Annotated in this window: 29 protein-coding genes; 6 read left to right on the forward strand and 23 right to left on the reverse strand. The window is 64.6% G+C overall.

Annotation, left to right across the window (positions count from 1 at the left end):
* Positions 1-3 precede the first annotated feature (3 nt).
* The 10 genes from VMF11_09900 to VMF11_09945 form a co-directional block, all read right to left on the reverse strand.
* Entirely contained in the window at positions 4-579 is a 576-nt protein-coding gene (locus VMF11_09900; protein ID HTU70620.1) for a hypothetical protein, read from the reverse strand.
* Positions 576-1,697, reverse strand: a complete 1,122-nt coding sequence (gene queG / locus VMF11_09905; GenBank protein HTU70621.1) for a tRNA epoxyqueuosine(34) reductase QueG — start codon at positions 1,695-1,697, stop codon at positions 576-578. Before queG ends, VMF11_09900 begins: the two co-directional genes overlap by 4 nt.
* Complete coding sequence (locus VMF11_09910) at positions 1,694-2,545, reverse strand: aldo/keto reductase (protein HTU70622.1); 852 nt, start codon at positions 2,543-2,545, stop codon at positions 1,694-1,696. The genes queG and VMF11_09910 overlap by 4 nt, the downstream gene beginning before the upstream one ends.
* Before the next feature lie 77 nt (positions 2,546-2,622).
* Positions 2,623-3,036, reverse strand: coding sequence for an Hsp20 family protein (locus VMF11_09915; GenBank protein HTU70623.1), 414 nt, complete (start codon positions 3,034-3,036; stop codon positions 2,623-2,625).
* A 106-nt stretch (positions 3,037-3,142) separates the two neighbouring features.
* Positions 3,143-4,276, reverse strand: a complete 1,134-nt coding sequence (moeB, locus tag VMF11_09920) for a molybdopterin-synthase adenylyltransferase MoeB (protein ID HTU70624.1) — start codon at positions 4,274-4,276, stop codon at positions 3,143-3,145.
* Complete coding sequence (locus VMF11_09925; GenBank protein HTU70625.1) at positions 4,246-4,965, reverse strand: alpha/beta fold hydrolase; 720 nt, start codon at positions 4,963-4,965, stop codon at positions 4,246-4,248. The genes moeB and VMF11_09925 overlap by 31 nt, the downstream gene beginning before the upstream one ends.
* Before the next feature lie 11 nt (positions 4,966-4,976).
* On the reverse strand, positions 4,977-5,399 hold the full coding sequence (locus VMF11_09930) for a molybdenum cofactor biosynthesis protein MoaE (protein HTU70626.1): 423 nt from the start codon (positions 5,397-5,399) through the stop codon (positions 4,977-4,979).
* Between the two features lie 9 nt (positions 5,400-5,408).
* On the reverse strand, positions 5,409-5,657 hold the full coding sequence (locus VMF11_09935) for a MoaD/ThiS family protein (protein ID HTU70627.1): 249 nt from the start codon (positions 5,655-5,657) through the stop codon (positions 5,409-5,411).
* An 8-nt stretch (positions 5,658-5,665) separates the two neighbouring features.
* The gene (locus VMF11_09940; protein HTU70628.1) at positions 5,666-5,923 is read right to left on the reverse strand and encodes a hypothetical protein; all 258 of its coding nucleotides are present in this window, start codon (positions 5,921-5,923) and stop codon (positions 5,666-5,668) included.
* Positions 5,920-6,741 (reverse strand): Cof-type HAD-IIB family hydrolase, encoded by an 822-nt coding sequence (locus tag VMF11_09945; GenBank protein ID HTU70629.1) that lies wholly within the window; start codon positions 6,739-6,741, stop codon positions 5,920-5,922. Before VMF11_09945 ends, VMF11_09940 begins: the two co-directional genes overlap by 4 nt.
* A gap of 169 nt (positions 6,742-6,910) precedes the next feature.
* On the opposite strand from VMF11_09945, the gene VMF11_09950 reads away from it, so the two are divergent.
* The gene (locus VMF11_09950) at positions 6,911-8,356 is read left to right on the forward strand and encodes a hypothetical protein (GenBank protein ID HTU70630.1); all 1,446 of its coding nucleotides are present in this window, start codon (positions 6,911-6,913) and stop codon (positions 8,354-8,356) included.
* An 87-nt stretch (positions 8,357-8,443) separates the two neighbouring features.
* On the opposite strand, the gene VMF11_09955 is transcribed toward VMF11_09950, so the two are convergent.
* Genes VMF11_09955 through phoU form a run of 3 tightly spaced genes read right to left on the reverse strand, consistent with a single transcriptional unit; the run spans position 8,444 to position 10,904 of the window.
* Entirely contained in the window at positions 8,444-9,103 is a 660-nt protein-coding gene (locus VMF11_09955; protein HTU70631.1) for a hypothetical protein, read from the reverse strand.
* 9 nt (positions 9,104-9,112) lie between these two features.
* Complete coding sequence (locus VMF11_09960; GenBank protein ID HTU70632.1) at positions 9,113-10,255, reverse strand: aminotransferase class V-fold PLP-dependent enzyme; 1,143 nt, start codon at positions 10,253-10,255, stop codon at positions 9,113-9,115.
* Between the two features lie 13 nt (positions 10,256-10,268).
* Positions 10,269-10,904 carry a phosphate signaling complex protein PhoU gene (phoU, locus tag VMF11_09965; protein ID HTU70633.1) on the reverse strand — a complete coding sequence of 212 codons (636 nt, stop codon included), beginning with the start codon at positions 10,902-10,904 and terminating at the stop codon, positions 10,269-10,271.
* Positions 10,905-11,019: 115 nt separating this feature from the next.
* On the opposite strand from phoU, the gene VMF11_09970 reads away from it, so the two are divergent.
* Both VMF11_09970 and VMF11_09975 read left to right on the forward strand, forming a co-directional pair.
* The gene (locus VMF11_09970) at positions 11,020-11,874 is read left to right on the forward strand and encodes a 3-hydroxybutyryl-CoA dehydrogenase (GenBank protein ID HTU70634.1); all 855 of its coding nucleotides are present in this window, start codon (positions 11,020-11,022) and stop codon (positions 11,872-11,874) included.
* On the forward strand, positions 11,867-12,661 hold the full coding sequence (locus VMF11_09975) for an enoyl-CoA hydratase-related protein (GenBank protein ID HTU70635.1): 795 nt from the start codon (positions 11,867-11,869) through the stop codon (positions 12,659-12,661). The genes VMF11_09970 and VMF11_09975 overlap by 8 nt, the downstream gene beginning before the upstream one ends.
* A 38-nt stretch (positions 12,662-12,699) precedes the next feature.
* On the opposite strand, the gene VMF11_09980 is transcribed toward VMF11_09975, so the two are convergent.
* Positions 12,700-13,152, reverse strand: a complete 453-nt coding sequence (locus VMF11_09980; protein ID HTU70636.1) for a TlpA disulfide reductase family protein — start codon at positions 13,150-13,152, stop codon at positions 12,700-12,702.
* Positions 13,153-13,198: 46 nt separating this feature from the next.
* Entirely contained in the window at positions 13,199-14,401 is a 1,203-nt protein-coding gene (locus VMF11_09985) for an acetyl-CoA C-acyltransferase (protein HTU70637.1), read from the reverse strand.
* Between the two features lie 50 nt (positions 14,402-14,451).
* On the opposite strand from VMF11_09985, the gene VMF11_09990 reads away from it, so the two are divergent.
* Genes VMF11_09990 through VMF11_10000 form a run of 3 tightly spaced genes read left to right on the forward strand, consistent with a single transcriptional unit; the run spans position 14,452 to position 16,913 of the window.
* Positions 14,452-15,393, forward strand: a complete 942-nt coding sequence (locus VMF11_09990) for a DUF2249 domain-containing protein (GenBank protein HTU70638.1) — start codon at positions 14,452-14,454, stop codon at positions 15,391-15,393.
* 30 nt (positions 15,394-15,423) lie between these two features.
* Positions 15,424-15,912 carry a DUF1203 domain-containing protein gene (locus VMF11_09995; GenBank protein ID HTU70639.1) on the forward strand — a complete coding sequence of 163 codons (489 nt, stop codon included), beginning with the start codon at positions 15,424-15,426 and terminating at the stop codon, positions 15,910-15,912.
* Positions 15,909-16,913 (forward strand): methylated-DNA--[protein]-cysteine S-methyltransferase, encoded by a 1,005-nt coding sequence (locus VMF11_10000; protein HTU70640.1) that lies wholly within the window; start codon positions 15,909-15,911, stop codon positions 16,911-16,913. The genes VMF11_09995 and VMF11_10000 overlap by 4 nt, the downstream gene beginning before the upstream one ends.
* Here the strand turns inward: VMF11_10000 and VMF11_10005 are convergent.
* From VMF11_10005 to VMF11_10040, 8 genes are all read right to left on the reverse strand, one after another.
* On the reverse strand, positions 16,885-17,292 hold the full coding sequence (locus VMF11_10005; protein ID HTU70641.1) for a carboxypeptidase-like regulatory domain-containing protein: 408 nt from the start codon (positions 17,290-17,292) through the stop codon (positions 16,885-16,887). The genes VMF11_10000 and VMF11_10005 overlap by 29 nt on opposite strands.
* Positions 17,293-17,316: 24 nt before the next feature.
* Entirely contained in the window at positions 17,317-17,844 is a 528-nt protein-coding gene (locus VMF11_10010; GenBank protein HTU70642.1) for a hypothetical protein, read from the reverse strand.
* A 13-nt stretch (positions 17,845-17,857) separates the two neighbouring features.
* A complete protein-coding gene (gene coaD / locus VMF11_10015; GenBank protein ID HTU70643.1) occupies positions 17,858-18,361 on the reverse strand; it encodes a pantetheine-phosphate adenylyltransferase in 504 nt (167 codons plus the stop codon).
* A gap of 15 nt (positions 18,362-18,376) precedes the next feature.
* Positions 18,377-18,934 (reverse strand): 16S rRNA (guanine(966)-N(2))-methyltransferase RsmD, encoded by a 558-nt coding sequence (gene rsmD / locus VMF11_10020; protein ID HTU70644.1) that lies wholly within the window; start codon positions 18,932-18,934, stop codon positions 18,377-18,379.
* Positions 18,931-19,611 (reverse strand): HAD family hydrolase, encoded by a 681-nt coding sequence (locus VMF11_10025; GenBank protein ID HTU70645.1) that lies wholly within the window; start codon positions 19,609-19,611, stop codon positions 18,931-18,933. The genes rsmD and VMF11_10025 overlap by 4 nt, the downstream gene beginning before the upstream one ends.
* A 17-nt stretch (positions 19,612-19,628) precedes the next feature.
* Entirely contained in the window at positions 19,629-22,241 is a 2,613-nt protein-coding gene (locus VMF11_10030; protein ID HTU70646.1) for a pitrilysin family protein, read from the reverse strand.
* 105 nt (positions 22,242-22,346) lie between these two features.
* Positions 22,347-24,389: an ATP-dependent DNA helicase RecG gene (gene recG / locus VMF11_10035; protein ID HTU70647.1), complete on the reverse strand. Its 2,043-nt coding sequence runs from the start codon at positions 24,387-24,389 to the stop codon at positions 22,347-22,349.
* Positions 24,389-25,336 carry a 2-dehydropantoate 2-reductase gene (locus VMF11_10040; protein HTU70648.1) on the reverse strand — a complete coding sequence of 316 codons (948 nt, stop codon included), beginning with the start codon at positions 25,334-25,336 and terminating at the stop codon, positions 24,389-24,391. Before VMF11_10040 ends, recG begins: the two co-directional genes overlap by 1 nt.
* Positions 25,337-25,343: the final 7 nt, after the last annotated feature.

Genomic DNA, 25,343 nt, shown 5'->3' on the forward strand with positions numbered 1-25,343 from the left:
GCTCTATTGGGTGAACAGCGCGTCGGGAAGGTTCGGATTCATCTGATACCCCGAAAGGGTTGCGGTGATGTCACCCTTGTAGTTCGGCTCGTCTACGTGACCGGTCTGCGACACGACCACGGTATTCCCTTGCACGAGCCCATAATGCTCGTTCATCGACGCCCAGCCGCCGTTGGCGTAGTCCCAACGCATCGAACGGACCGTTGCCGAGGCATCGTCGACCGTCGCTTCGACGCGCACGACGTTCCCGTTCTTGCGCGGGACCAGCGTGAAGGTCGCGGTCTTGCCGTCGTCCGAGCTTTTGGTGATGACGTAGACCAGCCCCCAGCGCGAGGGAGGGACGATGTGCGGATAGAGCTGCGAGAAGCCCTGCGCGACAACCGGTAAGCCGCTCGTGATCGACAGTTTATCCAGGTCGGGATCCTTGTGATAGTACGTCGCCACGATGTCGGTCGAGAGAAACGGGAAGGTCGAGAGCGCAACGTGGGCGTGCATCGTCGCCGAGTAGCTGTGCAGACCGGGATTGACGACGGCCATCCGTGCGAGCAGATCGGCGAGCAGAATAACGAACAGTTTCATAACAGTGCCGCGGTGATTTCCTCTCGGACGGTGGAGTCGGGTTCGGCGCGTTCGCATTCGTGCAGCGCTTCGATCGCGGGTGGCGAGCCGATTCTGCCCAGCGCCCACGCCGCCGCGCCGCGTACCATCGGGTGCGGATCGCCGCGCACGGCGTCCGTCAGCGCGGGGACGCTCGAGCGGTCGAGCGCATTCCCGAGCGCGATCGCCGCGTTGCGCCGCAGCACCGCGGCTCCGCGCCATCCCATTGCGGTGCGCGCGTAACGCCGTTTGAATTCTCCGCTGCGAAGCTTGAGCAGTTCTGTGAGCGCAGGGGCAGCAGTCGAGCGCTCGTGCGGCAAGAACGCCGGACTGCCGCGCGTCCCTGCTCGCTGCGTCGGCGGACAGACGATCTGGCAGATGTCGCAGCCCCACACCCAGTCGCCGATCAGGGCGCGAAGTTCACGCGGAATCGGATCGGTTCGTTGGGTCAAGTCGGCAATGCAGCGGCTCGCGTCTATCGTGTAGTCGCCGCGCAGCGCGCCGGTGGGACAACCCTCGACGCAGCGTACGCAACTCCCGCACGTCTTACGCAGCGGCGCGTCGCTTTCGAGTTCGAGCGTCGTGACGATCTCACCCAAGAAGACGAACGATCCGTGTGACGGCGAGATCAAATTGGTGTGTTTGCCGATCCAGCCCAGCCCGGCGCGCGCCGCGAATGCCCGTTCGGCGATCGGCTTGGTATCGCACGCGATGGCGGTTACCGGTGCGCCCGCGGCACGATCGATCGCGCCCGCCACGTCGGCGAGCAGCGCGCGCACGCGGCGGTGGTAGTCGAGCGACCAGGCGTAGTTCGAGACGCGTCCGTGCAGCGGCGGGCGCGCCGGCGCAGGCGTCGCATAGGGAATCGCAATGCACACGATGCTGCGCGCGCCGGCGAGCACGTGTTGCGGGCTGGCCGCGGTGCGCGCGTAGTCGTCGCCGTAGCCCCACGTCACGAAATCGCCGCGTTCGAACGCCGCGCGCATTCGCTCTCGCGTTTCGGCATCGTCGCGCGCATCGACCACGCGTACTTCGCCCGCGCCCATTGCCTTCGCGCGTTCGACGGCAAGCCGCTTGATCGCGGCGCGATCGCCGATCACAGCGTCGCGAGCGGCCCCTCGCGCCCAACCGGAAACGCCGCGTCGATCGCCTCGACGTCGCTTGCATCCAAGCGCAAATCGCCGGCCGCAGCGTTTTCGTCGACGTGTGCAACCGTCGCGGCCTTGGGAATCGTGAACACACTGCGATCGCGCGTGAGGAAGGCCAAGATCACTTGCCGCACGCTCGCACCGTGCTTGGCGGCAACCTGCGCCAGCGCCGCGCCTCCGGGGCTCGACGTTTTCGGAAAAGCGCCGCGGCCGAACGGCGTGTACGCGACAATGGCAACGTTCGCTGCCCGCGCCGCCGGAATCAGGCGGCGTTCGATTCCGCGTTCGCGCAAATGATAGAGCACCTGATTGCACGCGAGCGGGATCTCGCCGAGCAATTCGCGTGCCTCGAGCATCTCGTCGACGTCGAAATTACTGACGCCGGCGAATCGCGCCTTACCGGCATGCACGAGGTCGCCGAGCGCGCGCATCGTTTCGCGCAACGGCACGCTGCTCGGCCAGTGAAGCAGATAAAGATCGAGATACTCTAGGCCCAGATTGCGCAGGCTGCGTTCGCAGGCGTCGATCGTGCCCTTGTAGCTCGCGTTGCTCGGCAGCACTTTGCTGGTAACGAACACGCGCTCGCGCGCAATCCCGGCAATCGCTTCACCGAGCAGGCGCTCGACCGCACCCGAACCGTACATCTCGGCCGTATCGAGATGCGTCATGCCGAGTTCGATGCCGCGCCGAATCGCACGAATCGCTTCGGCTTTTTGCGCTCCGCCTTCGGGCATGTCCCAGGTTCCCTGACCGATGACCGGCAGTTCCAAGCCGGTCGGCCCAAACGGTTTGTATTGCACGCTGCACGCTTCGGCAATACAAAAGGCGCACCCGCAAGTGCGGGTGCGCGTTGGATTCGATCGCAATGCTGCTTCCCTTAGTTGTGGCTTACCGCGTCCCCGACCGATATTTGAATCTTTCGCGGCTGAGCTTCCGGACGGCGGCTGAGCGCGAGCGTCAGCAAGCCGTTTTCGACGTGTGCGTTGATGCCCTCGGGATCGACGTCCTCCGGGATCATCAGCGAGCGCGAGAAATTTCGCTTTTCGCTCTTGCCGGAAACGGTGAGCACGTTTTCTTTCAGGGTGATCTCGATCGCGCTCGGCGCGAAGCCGGGAACCGGAATCTCGACCTCGTAGCCGTTTTCCGTCCGCGAGACGCCGTACTCGGCGCCCATCGACCAGGCTTCGGGGAACGGATCGAACCCAAAGAGCTCACGGAAAATCGCTAACGGCGCGGCTTGCCCTTCAACTCTGGGGGTGCGGGTGCGGCCGGGCGTATTTGAAATCGTCATAGCCTCCTCTCAATCGCGCCGGGCAGAGCAATCGAAGCCGGCGTCCACCTCTATGGTAGCGAAGTTTTGGCAGTCTCGTCAATAGAGTGCCAGCTATGCCAGGCGCCTAAAAGAAGTCGAACGAGTCGTGCGCCGCGGCGTAGGCGAGCAGGCCGCCGCGCAGGTGCCGGACGCGAGTAAACCCGGCGTCGCGCAGCCGGCGAGCCGCCCAATGCGACTTGGCTCCGACCCGGCAGGCGACCACGTAGTGCCGTGCACTATCGAGTTCGTGCATTCGTTCCTCGAGCTGCGAAGCCGGAATGTGCAGCGCGCCCTCGACGAGACCGAGTACCGCTTCGTGCGGTTCGCGCACGTCGAGCAAGACCGCGTCGGCGAGCGCGTCGTCGAGCTCGGCAGGCTCCAGATCGGCTTCGTCGCGCAGCTCGTCGACGGTGGATTCGAGCGCGTCGAAGATCGTCGGCGCCTCGCCGCAGAGCGCGCAAGACGGATCGCGCGCGAAGCGCACCTCGCGCGTACGCGCGCTCAGGCTCTCGACCAGCAGCAGTCGTCCCGCCAGCGGCTCACCGATACCGAGCAACAATTTCAGCACTTCGTTCGCCTGCCAGGTGCCGACGAGTCCGGCCAACACCCCGAGCACTCCGCCCTCCGCACAGGTCGGCACCGAATCCGGCGGCGGCGCATCGGCGTAGAGACAACGGTAACACGGGCCGTCGCGATATCCGAAGACGCTGATCTGGCCGTCGAAACGAAAGATCGAGGCATAGACGTCAGGCTTGCCTTCGAGCATGCACGCATCGTTGATCAGATAACGGATCGAAAAGCGGTCGGTGCAATCGGCGATGACGTCGTAGAGCCGCACCAACTCGCGCGCGTTGCCCGTATCGAAGCGCACCGGAATCGGATCGATCGCAATCAGCGGATTGAGTGCGTGCAGATACTGCGCCGCAACCTGCGCCTTTGGCTTTCCGATATCGGCGGTGGCAAAGATCGTCTGCCGCTGCAGATTCGTCTCGTCGACGGTATCGTCGTCGACGACGCCGATGCGGCCGACGCCGGCGGCGGCGAGATATTGCAGCACCGGCGAACCCAAGCCGCCCGCGCCCACGACGAGCACGCGCGCGCTGCGCAGGCGTTCCTGGCCCGCCAGCCCGACCTGTGGAATCAGCAGGTGGCGGCTGTAACGCCGCAGTTCGGGTCCTCCAGCCAGCGTTAGGCGCGTGGGTGCCGGTGGTTCAGCCATTGCAACACTTCACCCTTGGCGTGTTCGCCCGCGTAGGTGTGATCGCTTTCGATCGTCACAAAGCTCTTGGGCTCGGGGGCTCGGTCGTAGAGCTCGCGAACGGTCGAGAGCGAGACCATCGCATCGCGCGCGGCGGCGATGTACAAGACCGGGCGTCCCGCCAGCTGCGGTAAAAGCCGCGCATACCATGCCTGCGCATCTGCGAAGAGCACCGGCAGCTCGACACCGTCGACGTACGAAGAACGGAAGTCGGTAGACGCGGCTGCAAGCAGCGAGGAGACCGCCGGCGACCAACCGTAGCCGGTCGCGATCGAGACCGCGCCCGCAATCGAAGAATCCGCGGCCGCGACGAAGAGCGCGGTCATCGCGCCCATGCTGTGACCGAGCGTGTAGAGCGACACGTCTGCGTCTTCGCGCGCTCGGGCGACCACCGCGTTCATTGCATCGACGCAGTCTTCGATACCGCGGAGTTCACCGCCGCTGGCGCCGAGTTTATGACCTGGAAAATCGAGGTTGTAGACTCGAAACCCCTGCGCGGAAAGAAAGTAACAGAGCAGATCCAAATTGTGCTTGCTCGACGAATAGCCGTGGCCGGCAACGATGCTCACGTTGCGCGGCCGTCGCGGCTCGTACGTCAACACGGCCACGTCGTTGTGCTGCGCGTGCACGCGGATGAGGTCGATACCCACGCTTCTTCGGGCTACAGTTTGTTGACGATCCACGCGTCACCGCCGTCGGCGTAGGCCTCTTTCTTCCAAATCGGGGCGCGCGCTTTGAGTGCTTCGATCGCGTACTCGCAGGCTTCGAACGCTTCGCGGCGATGCGGTGCGGCAGCGCACACGGCAACGGAGACTTCGCCGACGTTCAGCGCTCCGACCCGGTGCAGGATGCCCAACCGCACCCCGGTGTGACGCTCGCCCACTTCGGATGCGATCGCCGCGAACTCGGCCAGCGCCATGGCTTCGTGCGCTTCGTACTCGAGTCCGACGATGCTGCGCCCTTCGCTCGTGCTGCCGCGCACGACGCCCAGGAACGTCACGATCGCCCCGCAGGCGTCGGTGCGCACGGATGCTTCGAGCGCGCGCGGATCGATCGCATCCCGAAGGATGGCAAACAAGGCCATGGCGCTTGGTTATCCGCCGCCAACCGGAGGGAGAAGCGCGATCTCGTCACCGTCAGCGAGGCGCTCGCTCATCAATGCGACGACGCGGCCGTTGCGCGCGATGCGGGTGCTCGAGGCGAGCGCGTCGATCTTGCGGTTGCGGGCGCGCAGCGCTTCCCACGCGTCAACCACCGTAGCACCTTCGGGCAGCTGCAAATCAAACGCTCCCTCGTCGAGTAACTCGCGCATCCGCGCGAACGCACGCACTCGAACCGTCATCGCGGCGATCAATATCCTCCGATGTCGGTGGTGTAACCGCGCTGCGTCAGCCAGTCGCGCGCCTGTGCGTGCTCGCTCAACATGTCGATGCGATTGCAGATCAGCTTGTGCAGCATGACTTCCCAAAAGTGCTGGTCTTTGGAGTAGATCTCGTCCGCGACCTGATTCTCGGTGCGCGCGAATTCCCGCAATCCCTGCCAGTCCCGCGCGCTCAAGATCCCACGCAGCCGCGCCTCGTACTCCGGGCTCGGCGCTCCCTCGGTCACGCGCTGCGCTGCTCCCGTTCGGGCGGATCGAGCACGAACCGTTCGATCGCGCGCGCCACGCCGTCGTCGTCGTTGCTGGCGGTGACGTAGGGCGCGGCTTCGATCACCTCGGGCAACGCGTTGCCCATCGCGACGCCGATCCCCGACCAGCGCAGCATCGGCACGTCGTTGCGCGAATCGCCGATTGCGAGCACCCCCGCCGGTGCGACGCGCAGATCGCGGCACAACTGCGCGAGCGCGCGTTCCTTCGTCGCCTCTTCGCTGGTAATCGCGAGCTCTTCGAACTCGCCCCACGTTTCGTATTTGAAGTGGACAGGCATACCGGCAAAGCGCGCGGTTATCGCATCGACCGCGGTGCGGCCGAAAAATCGGATGAAGGTCGAGTCGCGTTCGGCGAGCGGGATCAGGTTCGGCACCTCGACCCACGCCGGCGACACCATGTCGTCCATGTAGCGCGGTGCGCCCGTGAGGCGATGAAAGCGCTCGTCGGTGTAGACCGCCGCGTCGAGGTTTTCGGTCTGCGCAAACTCGATCAGCGCCGTCGCGTACTCGCGCGGAATCGCGATGTGCCGGCGCTCGCGGCCGCTCGGGCAATCCTTGGTGAGCGCGCCGTGTGCGCAGATTACGGGATCGGTGAGCCCGAGTTCCCGTGCGAAGCCCAGCGGCGCGTCGCTGCCTCGGCCCGTAACGAGGACGACCCGCACACCGCGCTCACGCGCTCCCCGTATGGCCTCGCGGTTAGCCTGGGAGATCGTTTCGGAAGAATCGAGGAGTGTACCGTCGAGATCGAGGGCGATGAGCTGGATAGGTGGCACCATCCCCAGCATAGCGCGAGGCGTCAACCCGGCCCTCCACGAAGCGGCCGGACGGCGGGCAACGCAACCGCCCGGGGCGGCCCTGCGTTTAGGAAAAAGGTGCGGCGCAGATACATAGCGTTCAACCGTTCCAAGATTCCCGACGGCGCTCGACCCTCGGAGTAGTTTCATCATGCCCTGTTCGGCCCAAGTGCCTAACCTCACGGCTCGCGAGCAAGCGCAATTCATCCACGACGCGATTCCGCCCGGCCTCTTCCGAACCGAAGACGACAGCGAGCGAATCCCGTGGCGCGTCAGCCCCGAGCCGTTCGCATTGTCGCCCAAGACCGTCACCGAAATCGAACGCATCGGCCGCGACCTCCTCGCCTTCTACCGGGCGCTCAACAATCTCTACAATCGCAGCGCGCGGGGCACGGCGCCGGCCTTTATCGCCGAATATCTGGACCAGGGGAAGCCCGAACACATCGTGCGCCTCGCGCGGCAAAACCGTTTCAAGCCCGACATCCCCGGCGTCATTCGGCCCGATCTGCTGATGACCGAGGACGGCTTCATTGCCTCCGAGCTCGACAGCATCCCCGGCGGTATGGGCTTCGTGGGGGCGATGACCGAAGCGTATTGCAAGGCCGGAATCGAGTCCATCGGCGGCGTCGACGGCATCCCGCGCGCGTTCGGCGCGATGCTCGCTTACGCAAGCCGCACGCCGCACCCAACCGTTGCAATCGTCGTCTCCGACGAGTCCGGCGACTATCGCACCGAACTTCGCTGGCTGGCCGATGCGGTGCGCCGGATCGGCGAGGTGAAAGCATTCGTCTGCGCGCCGCAAGACGTGATCTTCACCGAAGAAGCGCTCTTCGTACGGCTCGAGGACGGGCGCGAAGAAAAACTCGACGCCATCTATCGCAACTTCGAGCTCTTCGATTTGCTCAACGTGCCCAAGCAAGAATTGATGCTCTACGCCGCACGGCACAATCGCGTGCTGATGGTGCCGCCACCCAAAGCGCCGCTCGAAGAGAAACTCTCCTTCGCCCTCTTCCACCATCCCGCGCTGGCCGCGCTCTGGCGCGGCGAACTCGGCCGCGACGGAGCGGCGATCTTCGCTCGTCTCTCGGCAATTTTTCCGAAGACATGGGTGCTCGATCCGCGTCCGCTACCCCCGCAGGGCGTAATCGCGGGACTCGAAGTACACGGGCAACCCGTCGGCAATTGGCGCGCGCTGCTCGATCTGGGTAAGAGCGAGCGCGATTACGTGGTCAAGCCGTCGGGTTTTTCGGAGCTCGCGTGGGGATCGCGCGGCGTGAAGATCGCGAACGATCTGACCAAGGAAGAGTGGACGGCCGCGCTCGAGGACGCGCTGCGCTCATTCGATCGCACACCGTACATCCTGCAGCGTTTCCACAAAGGCAAACGCATTCGCATGCCGTACCTCGATCGCACCGAAGGCGAGATCCGGATGTTCGACGGGCGGGTGAGGCTCTGTCCCTACTATTTCGTGACGAGCGAGACGACCGTGCAGCTCGGCGGCATTCTGGCGACGATCGCACCCGCCGACAAACGGCTGATCCACGGCATGGTCGACGCCGTGATGGCGCCGTCGTTCGTGAAGGACAACGGTTACTAGACTTTATCCGTCAAAGCTGAAGCTTTGCCGTCTAAAGTCGCGATTCGCTTCGCTCATCGCAGGTCAGATTCGACAGCAGGTTCCCTGTTAACGCTGTCTTGTGACCGTTAACCCTTGCATGGTGAAGTCGATTTCGTCGGGCACGTTGGTCGAAGGATCGTACCACACCGTGAACGGTGCTTCGCCGCCGAACGAGATCGAGGCGTCGCCCGCGGGCACGTCGGTCGGACGATCTTCGCTGGTCGACGATTGCGGTGTAAGCGTGACGGTTCGGCCCATCGACGGCACGACCGCGTAGACCACCGCATCATCCCAGGCGCGCATTTGCGCCGGCAGCGGCAAGAATCCGGCGAAGCTGCCGAAATCGACGACCACGAAATGTTTCGCGCTGGCGGGAAGATCGAAGGACTGCTTCGTGCCGTGGACGTTGGTGACGTCGGCGGTCGTATCGTCGATCGTCGCTGAATCGCGCAGCGGCGATCCATCGTCGGTGGCGTTCAGGCGATAGCTGACCGGGGCGAGATCGGCACCCAAGAGCAGGGTCGAGTTTGCAGTAGCGGTCGAACCGCTCATCGCGCCGCTAGCCTGCTCGTCGATCTCGATCGATCCGCCCAGATCCTTGACGGTCAGCGTCGACGTGCCAACCTTCGCGCCGGCGAGCATCGCCTCGTACGTGTAGGTGCCGGGCGCGATTTGCGTGGTCGGCGCGGTGGCGACGAGATGCGCAGCGAGTATCAGTCCGACCATGGTAGCCCTCTATGCTGGGAGCGCTCGGGCGCGTTCGGGCACGAGTCGCAGTACGGTATCGATTTCGTCGTGCGTGTTGTACCCGTGCGGCGAGACGCGGATTCCGCTGGGCCGCCAGGTGGTTACAATGCCTTCCGACTGCAACGCGCGTCCGAGCGCGACGGGGTCGACGCCCGGAAGCGTAAACGTCACGATGCCGGAGGAGATACCGGGTCCTCGCAGCGAGCGGAGGTTGGCGCCGCACGCGCGCAGACCCTCCACCAGGTGGTCGGTAAGCGCGAGGACGTGGGCGCCGATTGCATCGGTTCCCGCCTCTTCGATCACGCCGATCGACCGGTCGAGCGAAAGCGCGCCGGCGAAGTTCGGCGTGCCGCCCTCAAAGCGGCGCGCGTCCCGGCTGAGCGGCTGATCGTAATTCAGGAAATCCCAGATGTCGGCCACCGAGCGCCAGCCGGGCGATCCGGTCGCCAAGCGATCGAGCAGGTTCGCGCGTATGTACACGAAGCTCACGCCTTGGAGCGCAAGCAGCCACTTTTGGCCGCCCGCGAAGAGCACGTCGATATCGAGCGCGCCCACATCGAGCGGAAAGGCGCCAAGGCCTTGAATGGCGTCGACGCACAAAATCGCGCCGCGTTCGTGCGCAACCGTCGCGAGGCCCGCCAGATCGTGGCGATACCCGTCGGCAAAAGAAACCCACGAAACCGTCACGACCCGCGTTCGCCCGGTCATCGTTTCGCGTAATACGTCGGGCGTCATGCGCTCGCGCGCGGTATCGATGAGATCGATCTCGACGCCATGCCGGCGCAGCGCGAGCCAAGGAATCGCATTCGCCGGAAATTCGTTGTCGCAGAGCACGACGCGGTCGCCGCGGCGCCAGTCCAGCCCCTGTGCGATGACGTTGGCGCCGTCGCTCGTGTTGCGGAGAATGCCGATCTCCGCGCCGCTCGCTCCGATGAAACGGCCGACGTGCTCGCGGTACGCGGGCATCTTCATCTCGTACCGCGCGGTTCCCACGACGCCTTCGCAGGCTTGAGCCTCCAGAAATGCCGACAACGCCTCATGCGTTCGTCGCGGCAAGATGCCGGTCGCGGCATGGTTCAGATAGATGTAGCGCTGCGTTACGTCGAACTGCGAGCGGGGGAGGGGTGTCACACCCGGAGAGGTGTCACTGCGGGCCGATCATGTCCTTCGTGTGCCAGGCGATGTTGCCGGCGCGATCGCCTACGCGTTCAAGCGAGGCCAAAACGAAGAGATAGCGCGTGCCGGATCGTACGAGTTCCGGATCCTGCTGCATTTCTTCTTGCAAAAGCTTGATGCTGCGTTTGTAGAGCTTATCGACCTCGTCGTCGCGGTCGATGACTTCGCTCGCCAAGTTCGCATCGCGTTCGGTGTAGGCGCGCATCGCGTCGAGCAGCATCCCGTGCGCCACGCCCGCGATGCGATCGACCTCGACCCGCGTGGGACGCAGCGACTGGTCGGCGAGCTTGATCGCGTTCTTGGCGATGTCGACCGCGTAGTCGCCGACCCGCTCGAGGTCGGTTGCGATTTCGAGCATTGCCGCGATCTCGCGCAGTTCGCCGGCGACGGGCTGCTGGCGCCAGATCAGTTCGATGCAGTGCGATTCGATTCGGCGTCGCAAATCGTCGATCGCGTCATCGCCCGCCACGACGCGCGCACCCGCGGTCGCGTCGCGCCGTTCGAGCGATTCGACGGCAACACGAATGGCGTCGCCGCAGAGCGCACCCAAGCGAACGACGTCGAGTCGACTCGCCTCGAGTGCCTCGTGATAGGCGGTCCGCACCTTTACGCACTCCTCCCAGCGGCAATGGCAAATTTGTAAGGCGGAGGTAAGTCTACCGCAAGGCAGAGAAAGCCCCTGCGCTCTTTATCAAACGATAATCTGGAGGAGATGACAAGTGTCTGAAATTCGCAGCGTCGGCGTCTGCGGGGCCGGCTTGATGGGCAGCGGCATCGCGCAAACCTGCGCGGCGGCGGGATTCAGCGTGGTGATGATGGAGGTGGCAGACGAGCCTCTTCGCCGCGGCGTCGCCGGCATCACCAAATCGCTCGATAAATTCGTGGAAAAGGGCAAATTACCGCAAAGCGAGCGCGACGCCGCGCTTGCCCGGATCAAGCCGACAACCAAGGTCGACGACATGGCCGGCTGCGATTTGATCGTGGAGGCGATCGTCGAGAACGTCGAGGTAAAGGCCAAGCTCTTCGCGCAACTCGACGCGCTGCTCGAGCCCCAGGCTATCATCTGCACCAACACCTCGAGCCTGTGCGTGATCGAGCTGGCCGCCAAGACCAAGCGCCCGAATCGATTTGCCGGGCTGCATTTTTTCAATCCCGTTCCGATCATGAAGCTGGTCGAGGTGGTCAAGTCGATCGCAACCGCGCAAGAGGTCGTCGATACGCTCTTCACCTTTGCCAAGAAGCTTGGGAAAGAACCGATCCTCGCTCAAGACACGCCGGGCTTCGTCGTCAATCGCTTGTTGATTCCGTATCTGCTTTACGCCATCCGATGTTACGAAGACGGCGTTGCCAGCAAAGAGGATATCGATGCGGGCATGAAGCTCGGCTGCGGATATCCGATGGGGCCGTTCGAGTTGCTGGATTTCGTCGGACTCGATACGACGTACTACATCGCACAGATCATGTTCGACGAATTCAAAGATCCGGCGATGGCGGCGCCGCCGCTGCTCAAACGAATGGTGTTGGCCGGGCGCTTCGGCCGCAAGACCGGAAAGGGCTTCTACGATTATGAGTGAGACGATCTTCGAGCACATTCTGGTCGACAAAGACGGCGCCATCGGTATCATTACGCTCAACCGGCCGGACGTGCTCAACGCACTCAACGGTAAACTCTTGGCTGAACTTTCGTTTGCCTTGCTCGAACTCGAGCGCAACGCCGACGTGCGCGCGATCGTGGTTACCGGCACGGGGGAGAAGGCGTTCGCGGCCGGCGCCGACATCGGCGAGTTGAACGCGCTGTCGAGCGCGACCGCCGGCGCCGATCAGGCGCGCTTGGGCCAATCGATCACGCGTCAGATCGAGCGCTCGCGCACGCCGGTAATCATGGCGGTGAACGGCTTCGCGCTCGGCGGCGGGTGCGAACTGGCGATGTCGGGCGACATCCGGATCGCGAGCGAAAGCGCGAAGTTCGGCCAGCCCGAGGTCAATTTGGGTATCATGCCGGGCTACGGCGGCTCCCAGCGGACGACCCGGCTCGCCGGCAAGGGCATGGCGATGTATCTGTGCCTCACCGGCGAGATGATCGACGCGCGCGAGGCGCTGCGCGTTGGGTTGGTCGAGAGGGTTGTCCCGCCGGGCGACCTGATCAATGAAGCCAAGCGTATCGGCAACGCGATCGCCGCCAAGGCGCCGCTCGCGATCGCGGCGTGCAAACGCGCGATCAACGGCGGCGCACATCTCGCGATCGACGACGCGCTCGAGCTCGAGGCGCTCGAGTTCGGGACGCTGATCGACACCCAGGACGCCAAAGAAGGCACCGGCGCGTTCCTCGAAAAGCGCAAACCGGTCTGGAAGGGCGTGTAAATGTTCGTGCGCGCGACGCTGTGTCTGGCCGCCCTAGATCATTGCAGCGTCCGCACCGCGTGCGCCATCGCGAGTTCGATCGCCGGGTTGAAGCCGGCCCAGGTGGCGCGGATGCGTCCTTGCGGATCGATCACGACGATCGTAGGAAAACCTTCGATCTGAAAAAAGCCCTGCGAACTCGAGGTGGGATCGAGCACGACGTGCGCGATATGAAAGCGTTGCGCGAATTTAGCGGCCACGCCGGCCGGCTCGCCGACGTCGATCGGCACGATCGCGACCTTCGGATGCGCCCGTGCATACTGTTGGATCAGCGGCGCCTCGAGCCGGCACGGCTCGCACCATGAGGCGTAGAAATCCAAAAACGTCACGTGCCCGCGCTCGTCGCTGATGCGAAAAGTCCCCCCGCCGAGTTTCGGGTAGGCGATGCGCGGCGCGGGGTAGGCCTTGGCGAGACTGAGCGCGCGCGGCGCGAAGAAGATCTTCCACGCCACGAACGCGACGACGCAGAGCGCGAGGACGTCGAAGAGACGTCCCCACTTATTCGACGAGAAGAACCGCCGCGATGCCCTGTCCTCCGCCGATGCACGCCGCCGCGACGCCGTAGCCGCCGCCGCGTGCGCGCAGATCGTTGAGCGCCGTGAGCGCGATGCGCGCGCCCGACGCGCCGAGCGGATGACCGAGCGAGATCGCACCGCCGTGCGGATTCAGACGTACGCCATTGGTGCCCATCTCGCGCAGACAGGCGAGCACTTGCGGTGCGAAGGCCTCGTTGATTTCCATCACGCCGAGATCTTTCTCGGCGATGCCGGCGCGCTGCAGCGCTTTGGGAATCGCGACGGCCGGTCCCAGCCCCATCGTTGCGGGATCGACGCCGACCACGCTCGCCCCGGTCAGGCGCCCGATCCACGAAAGCCCGTCGGCCTTGGCTTGCTTCACCGTGCTGAGTACGACGGCCGCGGCGCCGTCGGTGATGCCGCTCGCGTTGCCGGGCGTGACCACGCCGTCTTTGACGAAGCGTGCCGGCAGTTTCCCGAGCCGCTCCATCGAGAGTCCCGCGCGCGGGCCCTCGTCCTTTTCAATGACGCTCTGGGTGCCTTTCGGTCCCGGCACGCTCACCGGCGTAATCTCGTTCGCGAAGTAGCCGTTCGACTGCGCCTCCAACGCGTTCGTTTGACTGGCCAATGCGAATTCGTCGCACTCCTCGCGCTCGATTCCGTACTTCTTCGCGAGGTTCTCCGCGGTAACGGCCATCGGCGCCGGAATATACGTGTCGGTCAGCGCGCTCCAGAGCGAGTCTTCGAACTGCACGCTGGCGCCGAACGCGAAGCCCTTGCGCGCGCCGCGCACGACGTGGGGCGCCTGGCTCATATTTTCGGTGCCGCCCGCGAGCGCATAGGTCGCTTCGCCGAGGCGGAGCGAGCGCGCGGCGGAGAGGATCGCCTCCAAACCCGAACCGCACAGCCGGTTGAGGGTAAGCGCCGGAACGCCGACCGGAACGCCGGCGCGCAAACCGATGTGGCGCGCGAGATAGGCGGCATCGACGCTCGATTGGATGACGTTGCCGAAAACGACCTCGTCGATTCGCTCCGTGGGTACGCCGCTGCGTCCGATAGCAGCCTGCGCGGCGGCGACGCCGAGGTCGGTGGCGGTCAGATCCGCCAGCACTCCGCCCAGGTTCCCGAAGGGCGTGCGGGCACCGGCGATGATGACGATGTCGGAGTCGTTGGGTGTGGTGGTCATGGCCCGGAGGTATTCCGCGCCTGCCCTCCTAACCTTCGCGGGTCATGCCAATGAATCGGTCCGCCGCGATCACGCTGGATGCCCGGTCGCTCCCGCCTGCGACGAAGACCGAGCAGATCCTCGATGCATTCGATCGCCTTGCGATGGGCGGGGCACTCGAGATCAACGAAGAGAGCGACCCGCGCGCGCTCCGCAACGAGATGACGCAGCTGCGCTCGGGCCGGTTTTCGTGGGATGCGCGCAATCTGGGCAGCAACCGGTGGACGATTCGGCTCGAACGCATCGACGAGCACGCCGACGGCGAGACATTTCTCGCTCACGTGCCGCAATTCACTCAAGCCAAGGCCAGCACGGTGAAAGAGCTGGCCAATCAGATGAGCGAGCGCAGCTATAAGTCGGGCGACACCATTTTCGACGAAGGCGAGATCTGGCCGTATCTCGGCATCGTCCGGAGCGGCAAAGTCATTTATACGTTGCTCTCTCCCGACGGCAAGACGCATACGATCGGCGAGCGCCTCACCCACGACACGCTCAACGAGAGCGGGACGTTCGACGGCGGCGGCGCAACCACACGCGCCGAGGCGTTGACCGACGCGACCGTGGTCACGCTCCCGAGTGAGGCGGTGATGCACGCGATCCGCAACGACGCCGAACTCGCCCTCGGATTCCTGATCGCAAGCTCGCAAGCGCGCCGCCGTTCGATCGACACGATCGCCGATCTGGCGTTCGCGCACGTCTTGCAGCGCGTCGCGAAGTTCTTATTGGGGTACGCGCGCACGTCGGTCGGCATGACCCGCGGCCTGCCCGGCGTCGAGAGCCTCTCGCAAGCCCAGATCGCCGCGGCGGCCGGAACCGTCCGCGACATGGCTGCGCGCGCGCTGTTGCGTTTGAAAAATGCGCACGCGGTTGAGCTCGACCGCGGACGGGTGCGCGCCATCGATCGCGCGCGCCTCGAAGCCTTCGCGCACAACGTCCAAGCGCCGCCGGTTTAAACCGCGGCGGTAACGGCGGAATTATAGCGCATGATTCCGGTGGTCCGCGACCTTGCGGCGCCCTATCCTCGAGGCATGCTCTATCTGCCCATTTCCGACGAGGTTGCGCACGAAGCACGAACGAGCTTGCGCGATCGTTTCGGTCACACGCTCCGGATCGAACGGAACCAAGCTCCGTGCCGTTCGTGTCTACGCATTTCGAAGGAATCCGAAGATTTGATCTTGCTCTCGTACCAGCCGCTGGAGGACCGCAACCCGTACGCGGAGATCGGACCCATCTTCATTCACGCGCACGCATGCAGGCCGCACGACGCGCGGCAGTTTCCGCGCGATTTCGCCGATCGCGAACTGGTGGTTCGCGCTTATGATCGCGAAGGCCGCATCGCCGACGCCGCAATCGCTGCGCCCGGTACGCTCGAAACCATCGCGGCCGCCTTCCTCACCGACCAGCACATCGCCGAGCTGCACGTACGCCATCGGAGTTACACCTGCTTCGATTTCAAGGTAGTACGCGCATGAACGTGGGGCCAATCTATGCCGTGATCACTACCGGAATCTATTGCCGCAGGGGTTGCCCGAGCCGAACGCCGCTTGCGCAGAACGTGCGCTCCTTCGAGAACGCGCAATCGGCGCGCGAGGCGGGCTTCCGGCCGTGCCGACGGTGTCGCCCCGACGAACAACCCGCGCTCGACGAACGGATTTTGCACGCGTGCCGTCTACTCGATTCCGCCGACGAACCGCTCACGCTCGCGCGGCTCGCGCAAGCCGTCGGATTGAGTCCCGCGCATCTGCAGCGAACGTTTACGAAGGTGATCGGCCTCTCGCCGCGGCGCTACGCGCGCTTGCGTCGCGAAGAGCGGTTACGCCGGCTGATCCATGCCGCGCCCTCGATCACTGCCGCGATTTATGATGCCGGCTACGGTTCCTCGACGACGGCCTATGATCGCGTGCCCGCGCGCTTGGGCATGACGCCCTCAACCCTACGCGATCGCGGCCGCGGCGAAACGATTCACTACGCAATCGTCGACTCGACGCTCGGACGCGTGCTTGTCGCCTCGACGGAGCGCGGAATCTGCCGGGTCGACATCGGCGAGCGCGACGACGAGTTGATCGCTCGCCTGAGCGAGGCATTCGCATCGGCACGGCTCGAGCGCACGGAAGACGCCCTCGAGAGCGCGACCTCGCGGATCGTCGCGTATCTCGCGAACGAGCGCCCGTGGCCGCTGCTTCCGATCGACGTTCGTGGAACGGCGTTCCAAACGCGCGTGTGGGAAGCGCTTCGCACCCTCACCCCCGGCAACACGATCCAATACGCGGAGCTCGCGCGCGCGATTGGATCCAAATCGGCAGCGCGAGCCGTAGCTCGCGCGTGCGCCGCGAATCCGGTCGCGCTGCTCATTCCATGTCATCGCGTCGTACCTGCCCGAGGCGGCGTCGGCGGCTACCGGTGGAAGCCGGAACGCAAGCGCGCGCTGCTCGAGCTCGAGCGCGCTAGCGGATCACGTTCTCGTCGGCCGTAAGCGCCGGATTGACGATGGCGGTGTGAAAGCGCGGACCGGTGCACGTCGGCTTCGACCCGAGGTGAAGCGTCATGCGGGTGACGGCTCCATCGAAGACGCGGCCAAGCTCGCAGCCCGAGCGCTCGCGCGAGACGATGCTCGAAACCACGTAGGGTCCCGGTTCGAGCGCGAGATCGGTAAACGATCCGTGGCGATCGGTCGTCAAGGTCGCGATCGCGAGGTTGGTCCGCTTCAACGGAAGCGCAAAAATTGCGACATGCACGCCCGCAACGGGGTGCCCGTTCGCATCGACGACCTTTCCGCTCACGCCGCCGTTAGCGGCAAGCGCCGGGAGAGCGGTCACGCCGAGCATGAGGAGGAGTCCGAGTAGTCGTTTCATGCCTAGCGTGTACCCATTCCAGCGCTATGCGTCGACCGATTCGAGCTCCTTGGTTTCTTGCGGCGCCTGTAAGTCGAAGGCCGCTCGTTTGCTTCGTGCGGCCGCGTCCGCGAGCGGCTGTTGCTGCGGAGCTGCCGACGGCTTGGGTGCGTTCGCAAGCGTTGCCCGGCCCTTCTGGATCGAGCCGATCGCGACCGCCAGCCGGCTCTCGATTTCGGCGAGCAGCTGCGCGGCGTAATGATCCGCGCCCTCGCGAATCTTACGCGCGCGTTCTTCCGCTTCGCGCAGCACCACTTCGGCGGTGGTGCGCGCGCGCTGCACGATCTCGTGCTCGTCAACGAGCCCTTCGGCTTTTTCTTGCGCGGCACGCATCACGCGTTCCTGATCCTTGGCAATGATCTGCGCGCGCCCCACTTCCTTGGGCAGCGTGGAACGGATCTTCTCCACGAACTCAAGGAGGCGTTCCTCGGAGAGAATACGGTATCCGGCGGGAAGCCAGGTTCCCTCGTGCACGTAGCTCTCGAGCTTGTCCAACACGCGATAGACCGACATGTACAAACCTCCGTTATGCTTGTTTGAGAGCGGACCGCTTCGTCGACATGACGTTCAGCACCGGTTGCGGCACGAACGGCGCGACGTCACCGCCGAGAAAGAAGACTTCTTTGACGAGGCTCGAGCTGACGAATGAATACCGAGCATCCGACATCAGAAAGAGCGTATCGACGTTGGAGAGCGACCGGTTCATGAGTGCGGTCGACATCTCGGTTTCGAAGTCCGAGACGACGCGAAGTCCTTTGACGATCACGTCGGCTCCTTGCGCTTTGACGAAATCCGCCAGCAATCCGCGAAAATGGTCGACGCGGACGTTCGGCAGATGCGCGATGCATTCGCGGAGCATGTGCTCGCGTTCGCCGAGCGTGAACATCGGATCGCGTTTTTGTGGATTGACGACGACGGCGACGATGACTTCACCGAAGGCGCCGGCGGCGCGTTCGATGACGTCGAGGTGACCGTTCGTTGGTGGATCGAACGATCCGGGGTAGATTGCCCGCGTGGCCCGCGGACTCAACCGCCGCGCTGCCCCTTACGCGTTCGCGTGCTGGGGCGAAAGAAATGCCAAAGCGACATCGCCGTATACTTCTTCGCGCGTCGAGCGATACCCCGGTATGTCCGGAAGAATTCGTTTCGCGGCATGTTCGTAGACGACGACCGCATCGGGTGCGAGCAGCGAGCGCTCGAGTAGCAGCCGGAAGATCTGCAGCGGCACGTCGCCCGCGTAGGGTGGATCGAGGTAGACGATGTCGAACGGCCCTTCGATACGGTAGAGCGCGCGTTCGACCGGCGCGGCGACGACGCTCACGCGATCGTCGACCTCGAGCGTTCGCGCCGCTTCCTCGATCGCTTGCGCGGTCTCGCGGTGGCCTTCCACGCTGACCACGCGCGCAGCGCCGCGCGACGCGGCCTCAAAGCCGATCGCGCCGGTTCCGGCAAAGAGGTCGAGCACGTTCGCACCGTCGATCCGATGCATCAGGATCGAAAAGAGCGACTCTTTGACGCGACCGGGCGTCGGGCGAACGTTCATTCCTTTGGGAGAGCGCAGCTTTCGGCTCCCGAGTTCGCCGCCGGTGATCTTTGGACTCAAACGCATGCCTCCGCAGCAACCAACGCCGGAACCTCCTCCAGCGAGTGAACGACATAGGCCGGCGCCGGCAAGTCCGGCGGATAGGTCTTCCCTTCGTGATCCAGCCAAACCGCCCGCAACCCCGCCTGCAGTGCCCCGTAAACGTCGGCGCGCGGGTCGTCGCCGATGTAGAAACAACGCGTGGGGTCGACGCCGAGTTCGCGCGTCAGCTCGGCGAAGGCTGCCGGGTGCGGCTTTTGATGTCCGAGTTCGGCGCTGGCTAGAACCGGTCCGCCGAATCCGGCGCGGCGCGCCTTGACCTCTTGGAGGGGGTTCCAGCCGTTGCTGAGCACCGCCAGCCGAACGCCCATGCTCTCCAACGTCGCAACCGTCGAACGCGCGAAGGGGTCGGGCACGACGAAGCTCTCGGCCATCGCCAGCGCCATCCGTTTGAAACCGGCGACGTGTTCGTCCCTCGCCTTGACGCCGCGCTCGTCGACGAAACGGCGCACGGCCTCCTCGATCGTGCAACCGCCCCCGCGCGAGAACGCGAGCAGATCGTCGATGCGTTCGCTCTCCCGCGCCTGACTGCCGAGCGGGCGTCCGCCCTCGAGGACGATGCGATCGAGCAGATGGAGAAAGACCACCCGCTCGAGCTTGTTGTCGATGCACAGCGTGTGATCGATGTCAAACCCCACCGCACAACCGCGCAAACTCACTTCGGTCCGGGACCCGTAACGATGCGGACGAATCCGTTCGGGCGAATCCACTTCGCGAACGCCGCCCGCACCTGTGCCGCGGTCGTCGCGAGAAAGGCGTGCGCGTCGCTCTCGTATTGATCGAGCGGCAACCCATGGCTCGCGTAGCTCAAGAGCAGCGAGGTCACGCCGTCGTAACTTGCCTGCTGGATCGGCACGCCGCCGAGCAGGAGCGCTTTGGCGCGCAGGAGTTCTTCCTTGGTGAGCGGCGTGGTTTGCATACGCTCGAGGTCGGCGATCACCGCTTCTTCGGCCGGCACGATGTTTTTCGGATCGCACGCGTAGCGCACGCTAAAACTCGAGCGCGTCTTGCCCGCGAGTATCGAGCTTCCGACCGAGTACGCGTAGCCGTGAACCTCACGCAGGTCGTGATAGAGAATTGAGGAGTAGAAACCGCCGGTGAGCGCAGTGTTCGCTACCTGCAATGCCGCCCACGAGGGATCGGAGCGGCGCAGGTCGTTGAGTTCGACCAACTCCACCGAGGATTGGACGCGCCCCTGCGCCGGAACGACGACCTGCGCCACCTCGTTCAACGGTACCGGCGAGGGCTGTGTTTGCGGCTTCGGCCCGTTTGCCGTCCATCCGCCGAAGTACTTTTCGACGACGGCGCGGGCCGCATCGGGCGTGACGTCGCCGATCACGACGATCGTGGTCAGGTCGGGTCGATAGGCGGCGGCGTACCACGCCTTCACGTCGTCCAGCGTCACCGCGCTGACGCTCTTGACGGTCTCGAAATTGCGGAACGGATCGCCGGGCGGATAAAGCGCGTCGCTGAGCGCGACTTGCGCGAGATAGTCGGGCGAGGTGACCTCGCCTTGCATCTGTCCGACCAGCTGGCTTTTCACGATTGCAAAGCTCTTGCTGTCGAACGCCGGATGGAGTTCGTCGTCGGCAAGCAGTTGCACGCCGCGATCGAAGTCCTTCGAAAGCACGTCGAGACCGAAATCGGTACCCGCGCTGACGCTCGCCGCGATCGTGTCCAGCTGCGCCTGATACGCTATGCGGTCATAGGTCGTCGTACCGTAGGGGAAGAGGCCGGTCGTGATCTCGTTGACGCCGCGCCGATCGGCCGGCTCTTGCACGAACGGATCGTTCTCGATCTGCCCGCTTACCACGACCGTCTTCGTGATCGACTCGGGCTGCACGATCAAGCGAATGCCGTTCGGCAGCGTGGTCGAGGTCGGATCGAGCGTCTGCGCCGGCACGTTGAGGTTTTTCAAAACGCTCTGCGCCCACGCCGGGAGCGGCTGATGCGTCTTGGGCGGCACCATGTTGTTCTCTTTGCCCGGTCCCCCGCCGCCGGCGCTCATCGCGCCGCTGTTCTTGGGCACGGCGTACGCCGCCACGGCGTCGGCGTTGTCGAGATACCTGCGCAGCACGCGGTTCACGTCGGCGGTGGTGACGCGCGCGAATGCGCCCTCCATATCGTCGGGCGAAGAGAGTCCCTGCACCGCGACGGCCTGACTCCACTCGAAAGCCAAGTCCTCGATCGAGTTGCCGTTGAATTCGAGCTGCGCGATCTCGCGACGCTTTGCCGCCTCGACGAGATCGGACGGAACGCCGGTCTCGCGGTAGTCGTCGATCACCTCACGCATCTCACGATCGATGGTTTCCGGTTTCACGCTCACCGAAACGACCCCGATCGCAAGGCCCACGGCCGCCTTGCGGAAGGTCTGCGCCTGAAATCCCGTGTAAAGCGCTTTGCCCGACGCCGCAAGATCGAAGAGTTGGCCGCGCTGACTGCTGAGCACATCCTGCAAGATCTGCGACGCGGCATAGTCGGGACTGTCGTAGCCCGGTAGCCGATAACCGACCAAAACGATCGTGTACGGCTGGTCGGAATAGTCACGGTAGATTTTCGCCGTGACCGGCGCGAGCTCGACCGCAGGTTTGGGTGGAAGTTTGGCAGCCGGCAAATTGTCCCATAGCGCTTTCACGCGTGCAATCGTCGCCGGCCCATCGACGTCACCGACGATGACGTAGACGGCATTGTTCGGATGGTACCACGTATCGTAGAAGTGACGCAGCAGCGGCATGCTGACCTGATGCGCAAAACCGTAGACGGTCCCGAGCCCGTTCTTGGCGTAAGGCGTGCCGTACAAGATGCGGCCGATCATCTTTTCGAAGAGCCGGTAGATCGCGTCGCTGTTGTCTTGCGTGACCTCTTGCGTGATCGCAAGGCGTTCGGAGGCCCACTGATCGGGTGCGAGCGAGAGCCCTACCGCGCGCGAGCGCTCGAGATGCAATGCGATATCGAGATACTGCGAGGGCACGGTAAAGAAGAATTGCGTGATCGCGTCTTCCGTGTCCGCATCGAAATCGCCGCCGGTCAGGCTGACCGTGTCCATCAATTGCGAGGACGAGAGCGACGCGCTGCCGCGAAACATCATGTGCTCGAGTGCATGTGCCTCGCCGGCCACGGTCTGTTCGTCCGAGCCGGCTTCGTAGTTGAGCACCGTGCTCACCACCGGAGCGAGCGGGTCGCGCACGACGATCACGCGCAAGCCATTCGGCAGCGTGACGCGGGTGACGTTCAGTGAAGCAGCACCAGCCGGTACGGCGAGAGCCAACGTCGCAGCCGTAATAGCAGCGACTATGGCAAGACACGATGTGCGCAAAACGTCTCTCCTTCTTTCGGGCCGGTTTAGCCGCGGCGGCGGCTAGCCCTCTTCGATCTAGGAAGAGAGGACGAGTGCGCGTGTCGACGGCGCACGTTCGAGCGAATTGCGCAGCCCGGCGTGCTCGGCACGTCGAAGCGCCGGGTCACCGGCAATGATTCGCTCGGCCTGCGTCCTGGCTTCGCGATAAATCTCGATGTCGCGCACGAGGTCTGCGATCCACAAATCCGCCGCGCCCGATTGAACCGTTCCGGCGAATTCACCCGCGCCGCGCAGACGTAAGTCGGCTTCGGCGATTGCAAATCCGTCGGTCGATTCAGTTAGAATCCCAAGACGCTCGGATTCGCCCGTTTCGTCGGGATAGACCAGCACGCAGAACGATTTGGCCACGCCGCGTCCGATCCGGCCGCGCAATTGGTGCAACTGCGCAAGCCCGTACCGATGCGCGTCGAGCACGACCATGACCGATGCGTTGGGAACGTCGACGCCGACCTCCACCACCGTCGTCGCGAGCAAGATGTCGATCTCGCCGCGCACGAACCGCCCCATCACCTCGTCCTTCTCGCGGCTGGTAAGGCGACCGTGAACCACTCCGATGCGCCGCTGCGGGAAGACGTCGTTTTTGAGGTGCTCGCTTTCGGCGATGACGCTGGTCAGCTCGCTTTCCTCGTCGATCGCGGGTGCCACAATGTAGGCCTGATGGCCGCGCGCGACGTTGGCTTCGACGAATGCGTACGCGCGCTCGAGCCGGCTCGTACGAATCGCGTACGTCTCGATCGGCGTGCGGCCCGGCGGCAATTCGTCGATGACCGAGAGATCGAGATCGGCGTACACCGATTGCGCGAGCGTACGCGGTATCGGTGTCGCCGTCATGTGCAGGGTATGGGGCGCGATGCCTTTGGCGCGCAGACGCGCGCGCTGCTCCACGCCGAAACGATGCTGCTCGTCGATGATGACCAAGCCGAGGCGCGCAAAATCGACGCTTCCGGTGAGCAGCGCGTGTGTTCCGACCGCAAGGAGCGCCTCGCCGCTAGCCAAGCGATCGAGTGCGGCGTTGCGCGCGCGCGCACCTTGCGCTCCGAATACGGCTTCGACCGTGATGCCGAAGGGGAGGAGCAGCGGCGCGAGTTTGCTTGCGTGCTGCGCGGCCAGAATCTCGGTCGGCGCCATCAGCGCCGATTGGATGCCGTTTCGCGCAGCGAGCACGACTGCCGCGGCCGCAACCAGCGTCTTGCCGCTGCCGACGTCGCCCTGCAACAACCGGTTCATCGGCACGTCGCGGGTCATGTCGCGCCAGATCTCGTCGATCGCGTGCCGCTGCGCGCCGGTCAGCGGAAAATCGAGCGGAACTTGAAATTGGTCGAGCAGATCGCGCGGACGTTCCAGCGCGCTTGCGTCGTGCGCGCGCTCGCGCTCGGCGCGGCGAAGTTGGGCGCCCGCTGCCAACACGAGAAACTCCGTGAAGATAAAACGCTCGCGCGCCCGCTCGGCCTCCTCCGGTGTCGCCGGTGCATGGACTGCGCGGTAGGAATCGCGCAGCGAAGGATACGCCGCATTCGCGCGCACCGCCTCCGGCAGCGGATCTTCGCCCGCCTCTTCGAGCAACGCCGGAAGGTTCTTGCGCACGACCGCCGCGATCTTACGCGTGGTCAAATCCTTGCTCGCCCGGTAAACCGGAACCATCTCGCCGCGATAGCTCTCGCCCTCGCGCAATTGGGTATAGTGCGTCACGTTGATCACCGCTCCGGCGAGCGTGCGTTCCACGCGCCCGCGCACGAACAGCCGCATCCCTTCTTTGATACGCCCATAGACGTAGCGGTTGCGTCCGATCCACTTTGCACCGAACTCGCCGGCCTCGTCGCGCATGCGCACTTCGACGATCTCGAGTCCGCGCACGCGCCGCTCTTTGACGTGCGTTACGGTGCCGACCGCGTTATCCTCGCCTCCGCTCGCGCCGAGCAGATTCGCCGGCGTGGGAAAGCGCAGATCTTCGTAGCGGAACGGTAGATAATCGAGAAGGTCGCGCGACGTTTCGATGCCGAGCTCGCGAAAGAACGGTGCGCTCTTGAGTCCAACCCCGTTGAGCTCTCCGATCTTCATCAAACCGCGGCCGTACGAGCGCGCAGGATATCGTACACCTCACGCAAGCGCGGCACCGGCACGCCGGCGTCCTCGCCGAGTTCCACCACGGCGCCGACGATCGGGTCGAGTTCGAGCGGGCGGTGAGCGAGCGCATCTTGCAGCATCGAGGTTCGCACGTCGGTCAGGCGCTGCGCGTACGCCATCCGCGCATTCAAATCGACGTCATTCACGACGCCGAGCGCGCGCCCGACCGCGACCGCCTCCAGCATGAGCGCGCGGACTTCCTCGCGCGCTACCGGGTCGGTGAGCATCTGATGGATCGTGAGCTCGTGGATCGTGCTCACCGGGTTGAGGCTCGCATTGTTGATGAGTTTGAGCCAGGCGAAGTGGCGGATGTTGGATTCGACTTCCGGTTTCAGCCCCGCCTCACGCATCACGCCGGACAGGCGTGCGAGCAGGTCGTTGAGCACAGGAGTCAGCGCACCGAGCACAAAGCGGCCGCCGCCGCTCTGACGAATCTTGCCGGGCTCAGCGACGTGCCCGGACACGTGCACCACGCCGCCGATCACGCGTTCATCGGGAAAGAGGGCCCCGATTGTCCCACCGGGGTCGACGGTTCGCAGCGGCGGCGTGCGCCGAAACCAAAACGGCACACCGTTTTGCAGCGTCACGACCGGCGTGCCGGCGGCGGCAGCGGATTCCAATTGCGGGAGCAGCGCCGGCCATTGATGCGACTTAAAGGCGAGCAGAGCGACGTCGTATCCGCCGAGCGCGCGCAGATCGTCGCTTGCTTCCACGCGAGCGGTGAATTGCCCGAGGTCGCTGGAAAGCACCGCGATACCGTCACGTTGTATCGCTTCGAGGTGCGCGCCGCGTGCGACGACGCCGACGTCGGCGCCGGCGCGGGCCAGCACCGCGGCAATGTATCCGCCGATCGCGCCTGCGCCTATAACTGCTATCCGCATGATAAAA

The sequence above is a fragment of the Candidatus Baltobacteraceae bacterium genome (assembly GCA_035502855.1).
Lineage (GTDB): Bacteria > Vulcanimicrobiota > Vulcanimicrobiia > Vulcanimicrobiales > Vulcanimicrobiaceae > Aquilonibacter.

Excerpts from the sequence above, each read along its gene's own strand:
- VMF11_09950 (HTU70630.1), top strand. The coding sequence starts at position 6,911 with ATGCCCTGTTCGGCCCAAGTGCCTAACCTCACGGCTCGCGAGCAAGCG.
- VMF11_09955 (HTU70631.1), bottom strand. The coding sequence starts at position 9,103 with ATGGTCGGACTGATACTCGCTGCGCATCTCGTCGCCACCGCGCCGACC.
- VMF11_09935 (HTU70627.1), bottom strand. The coding sequence starts at position 5,657 with ATGACGGTTCGAGTGCGTGCGTTCGCGCGGATGCGCGAGTTACTCGAC.
- moeB (HTU70624.1), bottom strand. The coding sequence starts at position 4,276 with ATGGCTGAACCACCGGCACCCACGCGCCTAACGCTGGCTGGAGGACCC.
- VMF11_10040 (HTU70648.1), bottom strand. The coding sequence starts at position 25,336 with ATGCGGATAGCAGTTATAGGCGCAGGCGCGATCGGCGGATACATTGCC.
- VMF11_10000 (HTU70640.1), top strand. The coding sequence starts at position 15,909 with ATGAACGTGGGGCCAATCTATGCCGTGATCACTACCGGAATCTATTGC.
- VMF11_10005 (HTU70641.1), bottom strand. The coding sequence starts at position 17,292 with ATGAAACGACTACTCGGACTCCTCCTCATGCTCGGCGTGACCGCTCTC.
- VMF11_09900 (HTU70620.1), bottom strand. The coding sequence starts at position 579 with ATGAAACTGTTCGTTATTCTGCTCGCCGATCTGCTCGCACGGATGGCC.
- VMF11_09930 (HTU70626.1), bottom strand. The coding sequence starts at position 5,399 with ATGGCCTTGTTTGCCATCCTTCGGGATGCGATCGATCCGCGCGCGCTC.
- VMF11_09990 (HTU70638.1), top strand. The coding sequence starts at position 14,452 with ATGAATCGGTCCGCCGCGATCACGCTGGATGCCCGGTCGCTCCCGCCT.
- VMF11_09975 (HTU70635.1), top strand. The coding sequence starts at position 11,867 with ATGAGTGAGACGATCTTCGAGCACATTCTGGTCGACAAAGACGGCGCC.
- VMF11_09985 (HTU70637.1), bottom strand. The coding sequence starts at position 14,401 with ATGACCACCACACCCAACGACTCCGACATCGTCATCATCGCCGGTGCC.
- VMF11_10010 (HTU70642.1), bottom strand. The coding sequence starts at position 17,844 with ATGTCGGTCTATCGCGTGTTGGACAAGCTCGAGAGCTACGTGCACGAG.
- VMF11_09945 (HTU70629.1), bottom strand. The coding sequence starts at position 6,741 with ATGGTGCCACCTATCCAGCTCATCGCCCTCGATCTCGACGGTACACTC.
- VMF11_09915 (HTU70623.1), bottom strand. The coding sequence starts at position 3,036 with ATGACGATTTCAAATACGCCCGGCCGCACCCGCACCCCCAGAGTTGAA.
- recG (HTU70647.1), bottom strand. The coding sequence starts at position 24,389 with ATGAAGATCGGAGAGCTCAACGGGGTTGGACTCAAGAGCGCACCGTTC.
- VMF11_09995 (HTU70639.1), top strand. The coding sequence starts at position 15,424 with ATGATTCCGGTGGTCCGCGACCTTGCGGCGCCCTATCCTCGAGGCATG.